This window comes from Stenotrophomonas sp. SRS1, assembly GCF_026130205.1.
Taxonomy (GTDB): Bacteria; Pseudomonadota; Gammaproteobacteria; order Xanthomonadales; family Xanthomonadaceae; genus Stenotrophomonas; species Stenotrophomonas rhizophila_B.
Map to the genome: position 1 here is coordinate 665,433 of NZ_JAINFD010000003.1, position 15,403 is coordinate 680,835.

A 15,403-nucleotide genomic window follows, 5' to 3' on the forward strand; every position below is an offset into this window, starting at 1 on the left:
ACACAGACCATGAATCGTATCTATCGCCTTGTTTTCAATCGTGCTTTGGGCCGCGTCCAAGTTGCTTCCGAGCTGGCCAGTGGCAGCATGGCCGGATCCGGTGCTGCCCTGCCCTCGCAGCGGCAGTTGGCACTGCGCCCACTCTGGCTGCCGCTGCTGATGGCGCTGTGGGTGCCGGCCGGGCTTGCCGCGACCCTGCCTACCGGCGGCAGCTGGAGCACGGGCGCCGGCACCATCACCCCCAACGGTGCCAACGCGCTCACCGTCGACCAGACCTCGGCCAAGGCCATCATCGACTGGGCCAGCTTCGACATCGGTAACGCCCATAGCGTCACCTTCATGGTGCCCGTCAAAAACGCAGTCACCGTCAACAGGATCCATTCGGGCACACCGAGCACCATCGCCGGCATGCTCAACAGCCACGGCCAAGTGTTCCTGATCAATCCGGCCGGGATCGTGTTCAGCGCCGGATCCAGCGTCAACGTCGGTGGCCTGGTAGCCAGCACGATGACGCTGGACGGCGGGGTGGCCGATGACGTCTACGACTTCCAGGGCAGTTTCCAGGCCGGGGCGCAGATCATCAACCAGGGCACCCTGAGCGCCCCCAACGGGTCGATTTCGCTGCTGGGCGCGGCGATCACCAATGGCGGCAGCATCCAGGCCGCGCAGATCAACCTGCTGGCGGCCAACCAGGCGCAGCTGCAGTTCTACGAGCCCGGCATCGGCATCAGCTACTACCTGGCCAGCATCGGCACTTCAACCGGCACCGCGTTCGGCAACAGCGCCATCAACAACAGCGGCACCCTGAAGGCCGGGGCGATCAGCCTGAAGGCGGCGGTGGCGCCGGGTCTGCTGTCAAGCCTGATCAACGTGGGCGGGCTGGTCACCGCCGGCAGCCTCTCGGGCAATGATGGCAGCCTGTTGGTACAGGCCCGGGGCGGGGGCATCGTGCAGACCGGCGACGTTTACGCCGGTGCCGCCACGCTGTACGCCGAAGGCGATGTCACCCAGAACTCAGGAGCCCTCTCGGCTGGGACGCTGCAGTTTACCGGCCCTCTGCAGAACGTGTCGCTGGGGTCGGCCACCAACCGCATCCACAAGCTCGGCGGCACCGTGCAGGGCAATCTGGTGGTGGGCAACAGCATCGCACTGGCGCAGTTCGCGTCGCTCCACGTGGGCGGCGCGACGACGGTGCAGACCAACAGCGACATCGAATTGGACAACCCCGGCAATGCCTTCGGCGGCATCGTGTCGCTGGCCGGCAACAACGTGTACATCAGCGACGCCGCGATGCTGCGATTCGGCACGCTGAACGTCAGCGCGTTGATTGCAAGGGCGCCGCAGCTGCGGCTGTCCGGACCAGTCACCACGCTCGGCTACCAGCGCTACGATGGCGACCTCCTGCTTGAACGCGATACACAGTTGACCAGTAGCGCCGGCACCGTAGACTTCAGCGGTCGCGTGGATGGCGCGTACGCACTCGGCATCACCGCCCGCGGGTTGGCGTTCGCGGGCGACATCGGCGGCGTGACGGCGCTGTCGTCGTTTGATACCCGCGGCGTCCACTACCAGACGACGGTCGGTGGCAACCTCAATACCACGGGCAACATCGCATTCGGCGCGATCGGTCTGCGTGGGGGAAACTACACGGTGCGCAGCACGGATGGATCGATCACCGTGACCGGTCTCCTCGACGCGCAAACCGACGGTCGCGGTCGGCTCACGCTCGACGCCCGCGATGCGGTTTCGCTGGAGGCCGATGCCGGTGCGTCCCGTCGTCTGCAGTCGCTGGCGCTCGAGGGCGCGACGGTATCCGCCCACGCCATCCGCGTGAGCGATACGCTGACCGTGGACAGTGGCAGCGCGTACACCCAACAGGGCACCTACGAGATCGGCGGCCACGCCCGCTTCGTGGCCGATGGCAACATCACGCTCGACAACGCCGCCAACCGTTTCGGCGGCACGCTGTGGCTCGATGGCGACGCTGCAATCGTCGATGCCGCATCGACGCTGGCGCTCGACGGCATCGCCGTGGACAGCCTGCGCGCGACCAGCGTGGCCGGGCTGACGCTGGCCAACGCGAGGGTCGCCGGTGATGCCGCGCTGACCGGCAGCGCGCTTTCACTGGGCACGTTCGACATCGACGGCGACCTGAGCGCGCATGCAGGCACCGGCGGCCTCGTGTTTGGTGCCGGCCGCGTCGGCGGCAGCCTCACCGCAGACAGCGGCGCGACGATCGGCCAGGCTGGCGCACTCGACGTCGACGCGGCCGCATCGTTCGATGCCGTCGACGCAATCGCCATGGGACATGCCGGCAACCGATTCGGCGGTGATGTGGGCGCGCGCGCCGGTGCAGGCGTGGTCCTGCGCGGCCAAGACACCCTGCGGGTCGTCGACCTCGCCAGCGGCGCTGGAAGCAATGTCGACCTCGCGGGCGGCATTCTGGAACTCGCCACCGCGGTCACTACGGGCATGGGGCGCGTGACCCTGCGCTCGGAGACGGGCGTATTGGCCCTTGGGCACGCACTGGGCGGCGGTGCGGTGTCCCTGCATGGCGCGAACGGCCTGGTGCTCGGTGCCGACGTCTCCGCGGCAGGCGCGCTCGCGCTGTCGAGCGGCGTGGACATCGTACAGACCGGTGGTCGCATCACTGCAGGCGGCGCAGCGACCCTCGATGCGGGTCGCGACATGGATCTGCGCGGTGCCGGCAACGACTTCCGTGGTCGCGTGCACGCGCGCGGTCGCAACGTGGCGCTCCACGACAGCACTACCCTGGTGCTCGGCCAGGTGGACGCGGCCAGCCTTGATGTACAGGCGGCGACGATCCGCCTGGCGCCTGCCATCACCACATCGGGCGACCAGACCTACCGGGGCGGCGTCGTGCTCGATGCCGACGCCGCGCTGGACAGCGCGTCGGGCGACATCGCGTTCATCGGCACAGTCGACTCGACCGCCAGTGGCCGGCATACCCTGACCGCGCGCGCCGGCGACGGCGACATACGCTTCGAGGGCGCGGTCGGCGGCAGCCATGCGCTTGCCGGGCTGGATGCCGCTGCAGCGCGGATCGCGATCGGCGGTGCGCTGACCATCGACGACGGCAACGGCGGTGGCACCCTGTCGCTCGCGAGCGAGAGAGGTGGCATCGCCCAGTCGGCTGCGTTCCAGGTCACGGGCGACACACGCTTGGCGACGAATGGCGGTGCGATCACCCTGACGCGCGCCGACAATGATTTCGGGGGCAAGGTCGACCTCGTCGGTGCCGGCGCGGTGGCGATCACGGATCGCAATGCGCTGGCGTTCGGCAGCGTGTCTGCGTCCTCGTTGGCCGCGACCAGCCACGGTGCGCTCGATCTCGGTACGACGTCGGTATCGGGGGCACTGCGCGCCAGCAGCGGTGGCGAGCTGCGCCTCACCGGCATGATCCGGGCCGACACGATCGACCTCGCCGCAGGGGGTCGCTTTGTCAACGAGGTCGGCTCCACCGCGCTCGATGTCAGCGGCGGCACTGGCCAGTGGCGCATTTTCCTCGACAGCCCAATGCTGAACCACCAGTTCAACGGCCTCGACAGCGGCAATACCGCACTCTGGAACACCCCGGCATTCGCAACGCCGACCGCCGGCGGCAACCGCTACCTGTTCGCCTACCAACCTCTCTTGACCGTCACCGGTGCAAACCTGCGCAAGACCTATGGCGATGCCCTCGATCTGAGCCAGGCTTACATCGTGAGCGGGGCGATGCAGGGCGTAACCGGGGCTTACAAGACGGATCAGATCGGCAGCGTGTTGGGTGGCGCTCCGTTGATCACATCAGCCGGCTCCGCTGCGACGGCCCATGTGTCCACGACACCCTATGCGCTGTGGATCGGCAAGGGATCACTCGACAGCCCGCAATCCGGCTATGCACTGCGCTTCATCGACGGCACCCTGCAGGTGGATCCACGGGCACTGACGATCACCGCCAACCACGGCGGAAAGACCTATGGCCAGACCGGGGGCCTCAACGGCTATCAACTCGATGGCCTGCTCAATGGCGATACGGTGGGCAAGGTCGATCTTGCGAGTGCCGGATCCAGCGCCATGGCCAACGTCGGCAACTACGTGATCACTGCCAGCAATGCCGACGGCGCCGGGCTGTCCAACTACGACATCACCTACGTCAACGGAATCCTGTCCATCGGCAAGGCCGGGCTGACCATCACCGCCAATGACGCCCGCGGGGGCATTGGCCAGACCACCGCATTGAGCGGCCATGCCGCCGAAGGGCTGCTCAACGGCGATGCCATCGACAGCGTTGTGTTGCGCACCGAGGGGGATGATGCCGATGCCCGCCCCGGCCGCTACGCGATCCTCGCCAGCGATGCGCGGGGCGCGCGCTTGGGCAACTATGACATCCGCTATCGCCCCGGTACGCTGGATATCGTCGGCGTGTGGCCAGAGCAGGCACGGCAGGTGGCCCGTGACGTCGCGGCGAATCTGCCTGCTGTCGCTGTGTCCCCGCTGGCTGAACCGTCGACCACCCCGATGTACCGGATGGACGGTGCGGCCATCAGGCCCGCGGAAGATCGCTGCACGTCCCTGGGCGGAGGTTGCCTGCGCCAGCCGCCGGAATGATCGCCGGCGTGCGATAGCAAAAAGGCGCATCCACCGGATGCGCCTTTTTGTCATGTAGCGTTCGACCGCCAGGTTACCGGATCACGCATCCGGCTCACCGGTTGATCACGTAATCCGCAATGATCCCGGTGGCGATGGCGACCAGCAGCAGGTTGCCGCGATCATCGCGGATCCAGTGGTGGTCGCGCGGCGGGCGGCGCACCGAATAGCGGCTGTAGTCGTTGACCACGTAGACCGGGCCACCGTAGTACTCACGGTAACGGTGGCCACGCGCCCAGCCGTAGGAGCCGTACCCCGGCGCCGGGCGATAGACCACACGCGGCGGCGGCGGGCCCGGACGGTAGTAGCCACGGTTGTCGTAGCGAGGGTCGTAACGGCGGTCGTGGCGGACCTCGCGACGGTCATGACGATCGTGCCGGTCATGGCGATCGTGGCGGTTGTCGCGGCGGTCATCACGCCACTCGCGGCGGTCGTGACCGCGTCCACGATGGTCATCGGCGAAGGCCGGGGCCACGGTGCCCAGGGCCAGCAGCGAGGCAACGGCCCCGACCACAAATCGATTCATGCGCATGACTGGCCTCGCTTGGTGGGTTGATGGCTCCATCATGCGCACCGCGTCTGAACGGTCTCCGGCTGGAAACGGTTTCCAATTCAATGGGTTTGACCCCGCATTCAGGCGGCGGCAAGCCCCGGGCACCTTGGCTCCCGGCGGTCCTGATCGCTTCCGGCTATAATTGGCCCATCCTTTTCTTCTTCTGTTCCTGTTCCGTCCGGAACGGGCGCAGGGTTGCGCCTTCGGAGAGCTCATGTCCTCGCAATACATCTACACCATGAACCGCGTTAGCAAGGTGGTCCCGCCCAAGCGGCAGATCATCAAGGACATCTCGCTGTCGTTCTTCCCCGGTGCCAAGATCGGCCTGCTGGGCCTGAACGGCTCCGGCAAGTCGACGGTGCTCAAGATCATGGCCGGCGTGGATACCGATTTCGAGGGCGAAGCCCGCCCGCAGGCCGGCATCAAGGTCGGCTACCTGGCCCAGGAACCGGAGCTGGACCCGACCAAGACGGTGCGTGAATCCGTCGAGGAAGGCGTGGGCGAAGTGCTGCAGGCCCAGGCCCAGCTGGACGCCGTCTACCTGGCCTATGCCGAGGAAGGCGCCGACTTCGACAAGCTGGCCAAGGAACAGGAGCGCCTGGAGGCGATCCTCGCCGCCGGCGATGCACACACCCTGGAAAACCAGCTGGACGTGGCCGCCGACGCGCTGCGCCTGCCGCCGTGGGAAGCCATCGTGGGCACCCTGTCCGGTGGTGAAAAGCGCCGCGTGGCGCTGTGCCGCCTGCTGCTGCAGAAGCCGGACATGCTGCTGCTCGATGAACCGACCAACCATCTGGACGCCGAGTCCGTGGAATGGCTGGAGCAGTTCCTGGCCCGCTACACCGGCACTGTCGTGGCCGTTACCCATGATCGCTACTTCCTGGACAACGCCGCCGAGTGGATCCTGGAACTGGATCGCGGCCGCGGCATTCCGTGGAAGGGCAACTACACCGACTGGCTGACCCAGAAGGACGACCGCCTGCGTCAGGAAGACAACCAGGAGAAGTCCCGCCAGAAGGCGATCCAGAAGGAACTGGAGTGGTCGCGCCAGAACGCCAAGGGCGGCCGCACCAAGGGCAAGGCCCGTCTGGCCCGCCTGGAAGAGCTGCAGTCGGTGGATTACCAGAAGCGCAACGAGACCAATGAAATCTTCATCCCGCCGGGCGAGCGCCTGGGCAATGCGGTGATGGAATTCAAGAACGTCTCCAAGAAGTTCGGTGATCGCCTGCTGTTCGACAACCTCAACTTCCTGGTCCCGGGTGGCGCGATCGTCGGCATCATCGGCCCCAACGGTGCCGGTAAGTCGACCCTGTTCAAGATGATCACCGGCCAGGAAAAGCCGGATACCGGCGAGATCGTGGTCGGCCCGACCGTCAAGCTGTCCTACGTGGATCAGAGCCGCGACGCGCTGGAAGGCAACCACAACGTCTTCCAGGAAATCGCTGGCGGCCTGGACATCCTCAACATCAACGGTGTGGAGATCCAGTCGCGCGCTTACATCGGCCGCTTCAACTTCAAGGGCCAGGATCAGCAGAAGCTGGTCGGCTCGCTGTCCGGTGGTGAGCGTGGCCGCCTGCACATGGCCAAGACCCTGCTGCAGGGTGGCAACGTGCTGCTGCTCGATGAACCGTCCAACGATCTGGACATCGAAACCCTGCGTGCGCTGGAAGATGCGCTGCTGGAGTTCCCGGGCAACACCTTCGTGATTTCGCATGACCGCTGGTTCCTGGATCGCATCGCGACCCACATCCTGGCGTTCGAAGGCGATTCGCACGTGGAGTTCTTCCAGGGCAACTACCGCGAGTACGAAGAAGACAAGCGCCGCCGCATGGGCGACGACGCCGCGCCGAAGCGCCTGCGCTTCAAGGCGCTGAAATAAGAAAGGAAAAACGGCCGCGCACTGCGCGGCCGTTTGCATTCCGGTAGGTCACGACCGTTGGTCGTGACGCCTTATCGTCGCGAGATAACCACCATGTCCCTCCCCGAGCGCCTGTTCCAGCTGCAGCAGCACGGCACCTCCGTGCGCACCGAACTGCTGGCCGGCCTGACCACCTTCCTGACGATGTCCTACATCGTCTTCGTCAATCCGGACATCCTAGCCACCACCGGCATGGACCCGGGCGCGGTGTTCGTCGCCACCTGCCTGGCCGCCGCGCTGGGCTCGCTGGTGATGGCGTTCGCGGCCAACTTCCCGGTCGGCATGGCCCCGGGCATGGGCTTGAATGCGTTCTTCGCCTTCACCGTGGTCGGCGCCGCCGGCCTGCCCTGGCAGCAGACGTTGGCCGCCGTCTTCATATCCGGTCTGGTGTTCCTGGTGTTGTCGCTCACTGGCGTACGCGCGTGGTTGGTGGCGGGCATCCCGCCCTCGCTGCGTGCGGCGATCGTGGCCGGCATCGGGCTGTTCCTGGCGATCATCGCGCTGCAGAAATCCGGCGTGATCATCGCCAACACCGACACGCTGGTCGCACTGGGCCCACTCAACACCGCGCCGCCGCTGCTGGCACTGGCAGGCTTCCTGCTGATCGCGATCCTGGAGGCACGCAAGGTGCGTGGCGCGATCCTGATCGGGATCCTGGCCGTGACCGGCGCGGCGTGGCTGCTCGGTGATGTGCAGTTCCACGGCCTGATCTCGCTGCCGCCGAGTCTGGCCCCGACCTTCCTGCAGCTGGACCTGCCCGGCCTGCTGCACCACGACGGCGGCGCGCCGATCGCAGTGTTGCTGCAGGTGGTGCTGGTGTTCGTGCTGGTGGAGGTGTTCGATGCCACCGGCACGCTGTACGGCGTGGTCGGTCGCGCAGGGCTGCTGAAACTGCCAGGGGCACAGAAGCGGTTCGGCCGTGCGCTGCTGGCCGACAGCACCGCGATCGTGGCCGGCTCGCTGCTCGGCACCAGCAGCACCACCGCCTTCGCTGAAAGCGCGTCGGGCGTGCAGGCCGGTGGCCGCACGGGTTTGACCGCGCTGGTTGTCGCCGCGCTGTTCCTGGCCGCCCTGTTGTTCTCGCCGCTGGCGGCGATGGTGCCCGGCTACGCCACCGCCCCTGCCCTGCTGTTCGTGGCCGGGCTGATGCTGCGCGAGCTGGTCGATGTGGACTGGGGCGACCTGACCGAATCGGTGCCGGCCGCGCTGTGCGCGTTGGCGATGCCGTTCACCTACTCCATCGCCAATGGTCTGGCCTTCGGCTTCATCGCCTATGCGGTGCTCAAGGCCGGCACCGGTCGCTGGCGCGAGGTGCACCCGGCGGTGTGGCTGGTGGCCGGGTTGTTCGTGCTGCGTTACGCGCTGGAATGAGGGTGCGCCTACCGACCCGCGGTCGGTAGGCGGCGGATCAGACCCAGGCCGGCCGCAATTGGCCGTCGGCGGCGAAGCGGTAGCGACCTTCGTACCAGCCCAGCGCAAACAGGCTGAGCACCTGCTCGTAATAGCGCGGCGGCGCGGCACGCTGCTGCTCCGGTGTGGGCAGGCCAGCCACCATCACCTTTGCCCGGTCCACTTCGCCCTGCGCCTGCAGGTACGGCACCAATGCCGCCTCGAAGCCGTAGTTGCCGGTGCCCTCGCGCGCGCCGGTGAGCGTGTTGACCTTCTCGGGTATCGGCTGGCCGTCGCGCAACACTGTCAGCGGACCGTGGAGCGCCTCCAGCACCGGGCGGAAGCTGGGATCGTTGACCGCGGTCATGCCCGCCCACAGGTAACAGCGGATCGCGTCATAACTGCCGAGCGGGCCCTTGTCCGGATCGGCGATGAAACCGCCGTCGCGCCACGCCGTCCAGTCCGGCGCGAAACCGTGCGGCGCAGTGTCGCGCAGCAGTCGCACACTGTTGCCGATCACGGTGGTCCACGGCCCGGTCGGGTCCAGTGCGGCGAACCGGCGCAGCAATGGCAACGGTACGTAGCTGGGATTGAAGCGCCAGGTATCTTCGGTCGCGAACCCGTTCGGCCCTGGCATCAGCATCGTGCCCAGCCCCGGCACATTCACCACTTCCTGGGCCAGGATCGCGGCCAGCATCGCCTCGGCGGTCTGCCGCAGCGCCGGCCGTTTCCACAACCGCGCCGCTTCGTGCAGGGTGTAGGCCAGCCACACGTCCGAGTCGCTGGCCGGGTTGTCGTCGAGCACCTTCCAGGCGCTGGCGGCGGCATCACGCCCCCACAGCCAGGCCGGCAGGCGCTGGGCCATGCTGCCGCCGGCGAGGTTGTCCTCGGTCCAGCGCAGGATGCGGTCGAACAGCGGCTGATCGTTGTCCACCAGCGCGAAGAACAGCGCGTAGGACTGGCCTTCGGAGGTCGAGCGCTGGTCGGCGTTGTTGTGGTCGACCATGCGGCCGTCCGGGGTCACGCTGGAGGCGCGCATCACCTGCCACGCGGTCCACGGGCCGGGGCCACGTGCCGGACCATTGGCCGAACAGGCCAGCAGCGGGGTCACGGCCAGCGCCTGCAGCAGGCGGCGGCGCATCGGGTGGAACGCTCGGGAATCAGTCACGGGACATCAGCCTCTTCGCAGAAGGAACCCGCCAAGCCTGCGGGACACCCGCGGCCAGGTAAAGCCTGGCAGCGGGCCGGTCATCAGCGCATGACGGCGATCATTCACCCGAGGCGTACGGCGAGCGCAGCGGCTGCGGCTGCTTACCCAGCCCGGCGCCGAGGCGGTCGAGCAGGAAGCGCAGGTACAGGCTGGTGCCGAACTGCCGGTAGTCACGCGCGTTGTTGAACTCCATGCGCCCGCCCAGGAACAGTTGCGAGGACAGCTGCCATTCGGCGGCGGCGCTGAGGTTGTAGGACACGCCGGTCTTGGTCTGGCCGGTGTAGACCGGGTCGACGTACTCGGTGGTCAGGCCGAGCAGCGCGGCCATCGAGGCGGCCTCGTAGGCGGCCTGCTGCATCGCCGGATCGGTCGGGAAGTACGGCGCGGCCTCTTCCTTGAAGTGCTGTACGCCGACGCTGGTATCCAGCTGCCAGGCCACGCGGCCGCTGGAAGTACGACCGTTCCAGTGCACCGGGAAGCCGACATCCACATAACGCTGCGGGCTGAAGTAGCCACCGTGGCCGTAGGTGAAGCCGCTGAGGTTGCGGTCGTACTGCATCGCGGTCAGGTTCAGGCCGGCGGTCAGCGACTGGTTGGTGGTTTCCAGCGCGTGCACGTAGACGCCCACACCGACTTCCTGGCGGTCGTTGTCGGCCACGTTCTCGCCTTCCAGGCGATGCCACGACGCACTGGCGTAGCCGCCCAACTGACCGTTGTCGACGGTCGCGGCGAGCTTGGCGCCGCTGGCGGTCACCCCGCCCCAGCGCAGCCCGTTGCGTCCGTCTTCCACCCCGGCGAACGACAGCAGGCTGTCGGTCACGGCGCGGCGCGAGGCTTCGCCGGACCAGGTCAGCGCGTCGCCGATCTGGCCGCGGTAGCCGATGCCACCGACGATCTGGGTGTCATCGAAGCCGAGCGGGGTGCTGCCGACATCGGCGCGGAAGCCACCGCGCTCGTAGCCGACCGAGACGCCGGCACCGCTGGCATCCTGCGAGCTCATGCGGCGCGCACCGGCGGCATTGGCCACCATCGCATAGAGCGTGTCCTGGAAGGCCTGCGGGGTCTGCGAACCGCCGCCGCCCTGGGACAGGGTCTTGAGCTGGGCCTGCTCGGCCGCCGTCAGCCCGCGCACCAGGCCGGCATTGCCCAGCACCTGGGTGGCGATGTCGCTGATCGGCGTGTTGGCCAGGTCGCGGCTGAGGATGTAGCTCGGCAGCGGATCGGCAAACAGCAGCGCACGCGCGGCCGCCGCACGTTCGGCCTGGGTGAGCGAACCATCGGTCTGGTTGAACAGCTCCTGGTAACGGCCGTTGTCCAGGGCGCGGTCGTAGATCAGATTGCGGGTGGCATTGCTCTCGCCGCGGGTCAGTAGTGTCTGGTACAGCGACGAGCCGACCAGGTCATCGACCGGCGTGCGGTCGGCCGCCAGAGCGCCGGCCAGCGCCGCCTGCGGGCCACCGCCGAAACGGCTGGCACTGGTGTATTCGGGATCCGGGCGCCCGGCATCGAGCACGGTCGGGGTGACGGTGACCTTGAGCTTGCCGTCGCCGACCGCGAACTGCCCTTCCAGCGGCACCTGCAGGTCATCGAGCTGGCCCATGCCGGCTTCGCCAGCGCGGGTGCGATACGCCGCGCCGACCGCCAGGCTGCTGCTGTTCTCGGCCTTGAGCGCGCGCAGTTCATCGAGCACGCCGTTGCCGGTGGTGGCCGCCGGCAGCGGACCAAGCGCGGTATTGCGCGAGGCGCGCGGCGCACTCGCCTGGCTGGGCACCTGGCGCGAGCCGGGCACCGGCAACGGCAGGGCGACACCGCCGCTGGCCGCGGCCGTGGCCATGACCGGTTCCGGCAGGCCATCGGCATCGATTACCGGGGTGACGCTGGCCAGGCCCAGGCTCATGCCCATCGCTTGGCCGGCGTCCATCGGCAGGGGCTCGGCAGCCAGGCGTGCGGTGGCGGCCGGCAACGGCAGGCCACCGTCGCGCAGCGCCGCGGTACGGGTGCCTCCGCCACGGTTGAGCCCGGCGAACGGGTTGAAACTGCCACCGCCTGCCAGCATCGCGGTGCTGGCCTGCGGGTAGCCGTTGTCGAGCTGGCCACTGCCCTTCGCAGCAGCCGCCAGCGACGCGCGGAAGTAGCTTTCGGCGCGGCGGTTCTTGCCGGCCGCGCGATACACGCGGCCTGCGGCCGCCAACACATCCGGCGATTCCGGCGCCTGCTTCAGCGCGCGCTCCAGATACTGTTCGGCCAGGTCCATGTCACGCATCGCCGCAGCACTGCCGGCAGCGGCCACCATCGCATCCAGATCGCCCGGCGCCAGCTGCAGCTGCTGCTGATACAGCGCCAGGGCCTGGCCGTTGTCGCCCGCGGCGGCATACAGCCGCGCCAGCGCGGCGATGTTGCGCGGGTCCTGCGGGCGCTCGGCCAACGCCGGCGCCAACACGGCGTACGCGCCTTCAAGATTGCCAAGCTCGCGCAGCGCATCGACCTGGCGCAGCACGTAACCGCTGCGCAGATCGTTCAAACGGGTCTGCTGGCCCGCCGAGAGCGGCACGTCGGCGAGCTGGCGCAGGATCGCGGCGACTTCGCCATCGCGACCGGCGCGCAACAGCACCGAGGCGTATTCCAGGCGGTTGTCGACGCTGGGCGAACCGCCTTCGATCAGGCGCTGCGCGAGCACGAGGGCGCGCTGCTGGCTGCCGATGTCGGCGTAGGCACCGGCCAACGCGGCCACGATGGACGGATTCTTGACCCGGTCACCAAGTGCGGCTTCGGCGCGGGCCAGCAGCAACTGTGCTTCGCCACTGCGCTGGCGCTGCATGAGTGAGCGCGCCTGGGCGGCCTGCACCTGCACCCACGCGGTGTCATGCAGCGCGGTCATTTCAGAATCACGCGAGGCGGTAGGAATGCGTTCGAGCAGCGCGTAGGCCCGCGGCCAATCGCTGCTTTCCTGGGCGAACAGGGCCTGGGCATACAGCGACGTCGCCGAGCTGTCGTCCAGCGCGCGCAGCCCTTCAATCACCCCGTTGGCCTGGTCCGGACGGCCCGCGCGCGTGTACAGCCGCGCCAGTTCCAGCCGCAGCCACGGATCGCGCGGCTGTACCAGCAGCGCGTCTTCCAATTCGATCTGCGCCATCTCGATGCTGCCTTCGGCCAAGGCCTGCTGCGCACGGGCGCGGGCGAGGTTGGCACGCAGCACGGACTGGCCACCGGCGCTTTCCTGCTGGGCCGGGGTCAGCCGGTCGAACAGTGCGGCTGCTTCATCGGCGCGGCCAAGACGGCCAAGCAGGCCGACCAGGCCCTGCAACGCACCGGCATTGCCGGCATCCAGTTCCAGTGCCTTGCGGTAGCTGCGCTCGGCCGCGGCCGGATCGCTGCCGCTCTGCAGGTCGGCCAGCGCAACGTAACCCGCAGGCTCCTTCGGCTGCAGCGCGATGACCTGCTGCACACGGGCGATGGCATCGCCGCTGGGCTGGCGACGCACCTCCTGCAGGGTCAGCCAGTAGCGCGCGGCATCAGCCGCGCTGCGCCACTTGCCGTTGATCGCAGCGGCCGGACGCAGCAGTTCATTGGCTTCACCGAAACGTTCCTGGCGCAGGCGTACCGAACCCAGCCCACCGAGTGCCTCGGCATCGCGCGGCCGCGCGCGCAGCACCTGCGCGAAACGCGCTTCGGCCTGGGCCAGATTGTTGCTGTCCAGCGCGCGGAAGCCCTCGCCGAGCAGGCGCTGGTTCGGGTCCTGCGGCACGGGACGGTTGGCCACAGCCTGCTCGCGCAGTTGCGCCTGCTTGGCCGCCACTTCACGATCGTTGGGTACGACGTCCAGGAAGGCCTGATACAGCCCGGCATCGGCGGTGGTGGCGTTGAGCCACAGCAGCGCCTGGCGCCAGGCCGCGCGCGCGGGGCCGGCGGTGTCGTTGGCCTGGCTGAGCGTACGCAGCTGGGCGATGCCCTCGCGGCGGGTCGGCTCGCGGTAGGTCAGCACCTGGGCCAGCGCGAGCTTGGCCGGGTTGTTGTTGCCGGTGGCGATACGGCGCAGGCCATCGCGCGCGCGGGTCCAGCCTTCCGGTGTACCGGCCAGCACCTGGTAGTACTCCAGCGCCAGATCATTGGGCGGGCCGCCCGCACCGAAGGCCTCTTCATAGGCGCGTACCGCTTCGACGTAGCGACCGGCCGCCGCCGCACGGCGCGCGGTCTGCAGCTGGTTGCCACCGCCGCCACCGCCGAGCGCCATGCGCAGGCGCGTGGCCTGCGCCGAGGACGGGTGGCGTGCCTGCAGCTGCTGCAGCCGCTTCTGTGCCTCGGCACGGCGGCCCTGATTGAGGTCGATCAGGCCCAGGCCGAGCAGTGCGTCGGCCTGGTTGGGATCGGTCGCCAGCAGTTTGCGCCAGGCATCGGCCGCCAGATCCTCACGGCCCTGGTCCTGCCAGTAATTGCCCTGGCTGACCAGCTGCTGCGTGGACGATGCGTTCTGCGCGAAGGCCGGCACGGTCAACACGCACAGGCCAACCAGGCAAAGGGGGGTCAGGGTCTTGCGGAACATGGCGAACTCCACGCGGGCAGCAGTCGCCCATCGACAGAAAAACGGTAGCGGCGATCCATCCAGCCCTTGCCGAACAGCACCAGGGCACGATCGTAATAGTTGAGGGTGCCGGTCGGGATGCGCGCCAGCTGTGCCTTGGCCAGTGCAGGTTGGCCAAGTGCACTGAGATACGGCAACAGCGCCGCGGCAAAGCCCGGCGAGGGTGCGCCGGTGCCGACGCCCAGGCGCGTGTCGATCTTCTCGGCAAAGCCGGTCTGCGCGCGCAGCATCGACAGCGGGCCGGACAGGCCATCAAGCAAGCTGCGCCGCAACGGATCGGCCGGGTCGGTCATCCCGGCCCAGAGGTAGCAGCGGATGGCATCGTAGCTGCCGATCCCGCCTTTGCCGGCGTCGACCACGAAGGCCTTGCCGTTCCAGGCGATCCAGTCCGGCGCAAATCCCACCGGAGCGCTGGCGCGGGTCATCGCCACGCTGCGCTCGGCCAGCCGCGCCCACGGACCGCGTGCATCGACGGCGGCGAAGCGGCGCAGCACGAACAGCGGCAGGTAACTCGGATTGAGCGTCCAGCGGTCGGCCTGCACGAAGCCGCGATTGCCGGGCAGCAGCATCGGCCCGAATCCGGGCAGCTCGACGATTTCGGCTGTGCGCATCAGCGCGAGCGTCTGGCGCCCGGCCTCGACCAGGCCCGGGCGCTTCCACAAGCGACCGGCTTCGAGCAGCGCATACGCGATCCACAACTCACCATCGGAGGCGGTGTTGGGGTCGAGCACGCGGAACTGGCCATCGGCGGCCCGGCCCCACAGCCACGCCGGCAGATTGAGATCCGCGCGCCCGCGACAGAGCTGGCGTCGGGTCCAGGCCAGGATGCGGTCGAACAGCACCGGATCGTTGTCGACCAGCGCGAAGAACAACCCGTAGGACTGCGATTCGGACGTGCTGCGCAGATCCGTGTTGAGGTGATCGACCACGCGCCCGTCGGGCTCGATGTGCCGATCCACGAACGTGCGCCACTCGCGCCACGGCGTGCCACAGGCCTGCGCCCACGCGTCCAGCGGCAACGCGGCGGCAGCACCGGCTGCCGCAAGTGCCTGCAGAAAGCGGCGGCGCGCGAGCGCCGTCGCGGGGACGGACGTGTCGCGCATG

General features: G+C 68.3%; 7 protein-coding genes. 3 read left to right on the forward strand and 4 right to left on the reverse strand.

The features are described 5' to 3' along the window. The first annotated feature begins 9 nt into the window (after positions 1-9). Entirely contained in the window at positions 10-4,611 is a 4,602-nt protein-coding gene (locus K4043_RS13895) for an MBG domain-containing protein (RefSeq protein ID WP_265309648.1), read from the forward strand. A gap of 94 nt (positions 4,612-4,705) precedes the next feature. Here K4043_RS13895 and K4043_RS13900 read toward each other — a convergent pair whose 3' ends face one another. After that, on the reverse strand, positions 4,706-5,182 hold the full coding sequence (locus tag K4043_RS13900; RefSeq protein ID WP_265309649.1) for an RcnB family protein: 477 nt from the start codon (positions 5,180-5,182) through the stop codon (positions 4,706-4,708). Positions 5,183-5,417: 235 nt separating this feature from the next. Between K4043_RS13900 and ettA the strand changes: the two genes are divergently transcribed. After that, entirely contained in the window at positions 5,418-7,082 is a 1,665-nt protein-coding gene (gene ettA, locus K4043_RS13905) for an energy-dependent translational throttle protein EttA (protein ID WP_121042662.1), read from the forward strand. A 93-nt stretch (positions 7,083-7,175) separates the two neighbouring features. Then, positions 7,176-8,492: an NCS2 family permease gene (locus K4043_RS13910; RefSeq protein WP_265309650.1), complete on the forward strand. Its 1,317-nt coding sequence runs from the start codon at positions 7,176-7,178 to the stop codon at positions 8,490-8,492. Between the two features lie 37 nt (positions 8,493-8,529). Here K4043_RS13910 and bcsZ (K4043_RS13915) read toward each other — a convergent pair whose 3' ends face one another. The 3 genes from bcsZ (K4043_RS13915) to bcsZ (K4043_RS13925) all read right to left on the reverse strand — a co-directional run bounded on the left by bcsZ (K4043_RS13915) (position 8,530) and on the right by bcsZ (K4043_RS13925) (position 15,402). Beyond that, positions 8,530-9,678, reverse strand: coding sequence for a cellulose synthase complex periplasmic endoglucanase BcsZ (gene bcsZ, locus K4043_RS13915; RefSeq protein WP_265309651.1), 1,149 nt, complete (start codon positions 9,676-9,678; stop codon positions 8,530-8,532). Positions 9,679-9,778: 100 nt separating this feature from the next. Further along, positions 9,779-14,260 (reverse strand): cellulose biosynthesis protein BcsC, encoded by a 4,482-nt coding sequence (locus K4043_RS13920; protein WP_265309652.1) that lies wholly within the window; start codon positions 14,258-14,260, stop codon positions 9,779-9,781. Beyond that, positions 14,242-15,402: a cellulose synthase complex periplasmic endoglucanase BcsZ gene (gene bcsZ, locus K4043_RS13925; RefSeq protein WP_265309653.1), complete on the reverse strand. Its 1,161-nt coding sequence runs from the start codon at positions 15,400-15,402 to the stop codon at positions 14,242-14,244. Before bcsZ (K4043_RS13925) ends, K4043_RS13920 begins: the two co-directional genes overlap by 19 nt. Position 15,403: the final 1 nt, after the last annotated feature.

Bases quoted from the DNA above. Each gene is read 5' to 3' on its own strand.
- K4043_RS13895 (WP_265309648.1), top strand. From the start codon at position 10: ATGAATCGTATCTATCGCCTTGTTTTCAATCGTGCTTTGGGCCGCGTC.
- K4043_RS13900 (WP_265309649.1), bottom strand. From the start codon at position 5,182: ATGCGCATGAATCGATTTGTGGTCGGGGCCGTTGCCTCGCTGCTGGCC.
- ettA (WP_121042662.1), top strand. From the start codon at position 5,418: ATGTCCTCGCAATACATCTACACCATGAACCGCGTTAGCAAGGTGGTC.
- K4043_RS13910 (WP_265309650.1), top strand. From the start codon at position 7,176: ATGTCCCTCCCCGAGCGCCTGTTCCAGCTGCAGCAGCACGGCACCTCC.
- K4043_RS13920 (WP_265309652.1), bottom strand. From the start codon at position 14,260: ATGTTCCGCAAGACCCTGACCCCCCTTTGCCTGGTTGGCCTGTGCGTG.
- bcsZ (WP_265309653.1), bottom strand. From the start codon at position 15,402: ATGCGCGACACGTCCGTCCCCGCGACGGCGCTCGCGCGCCGCCGCTTT.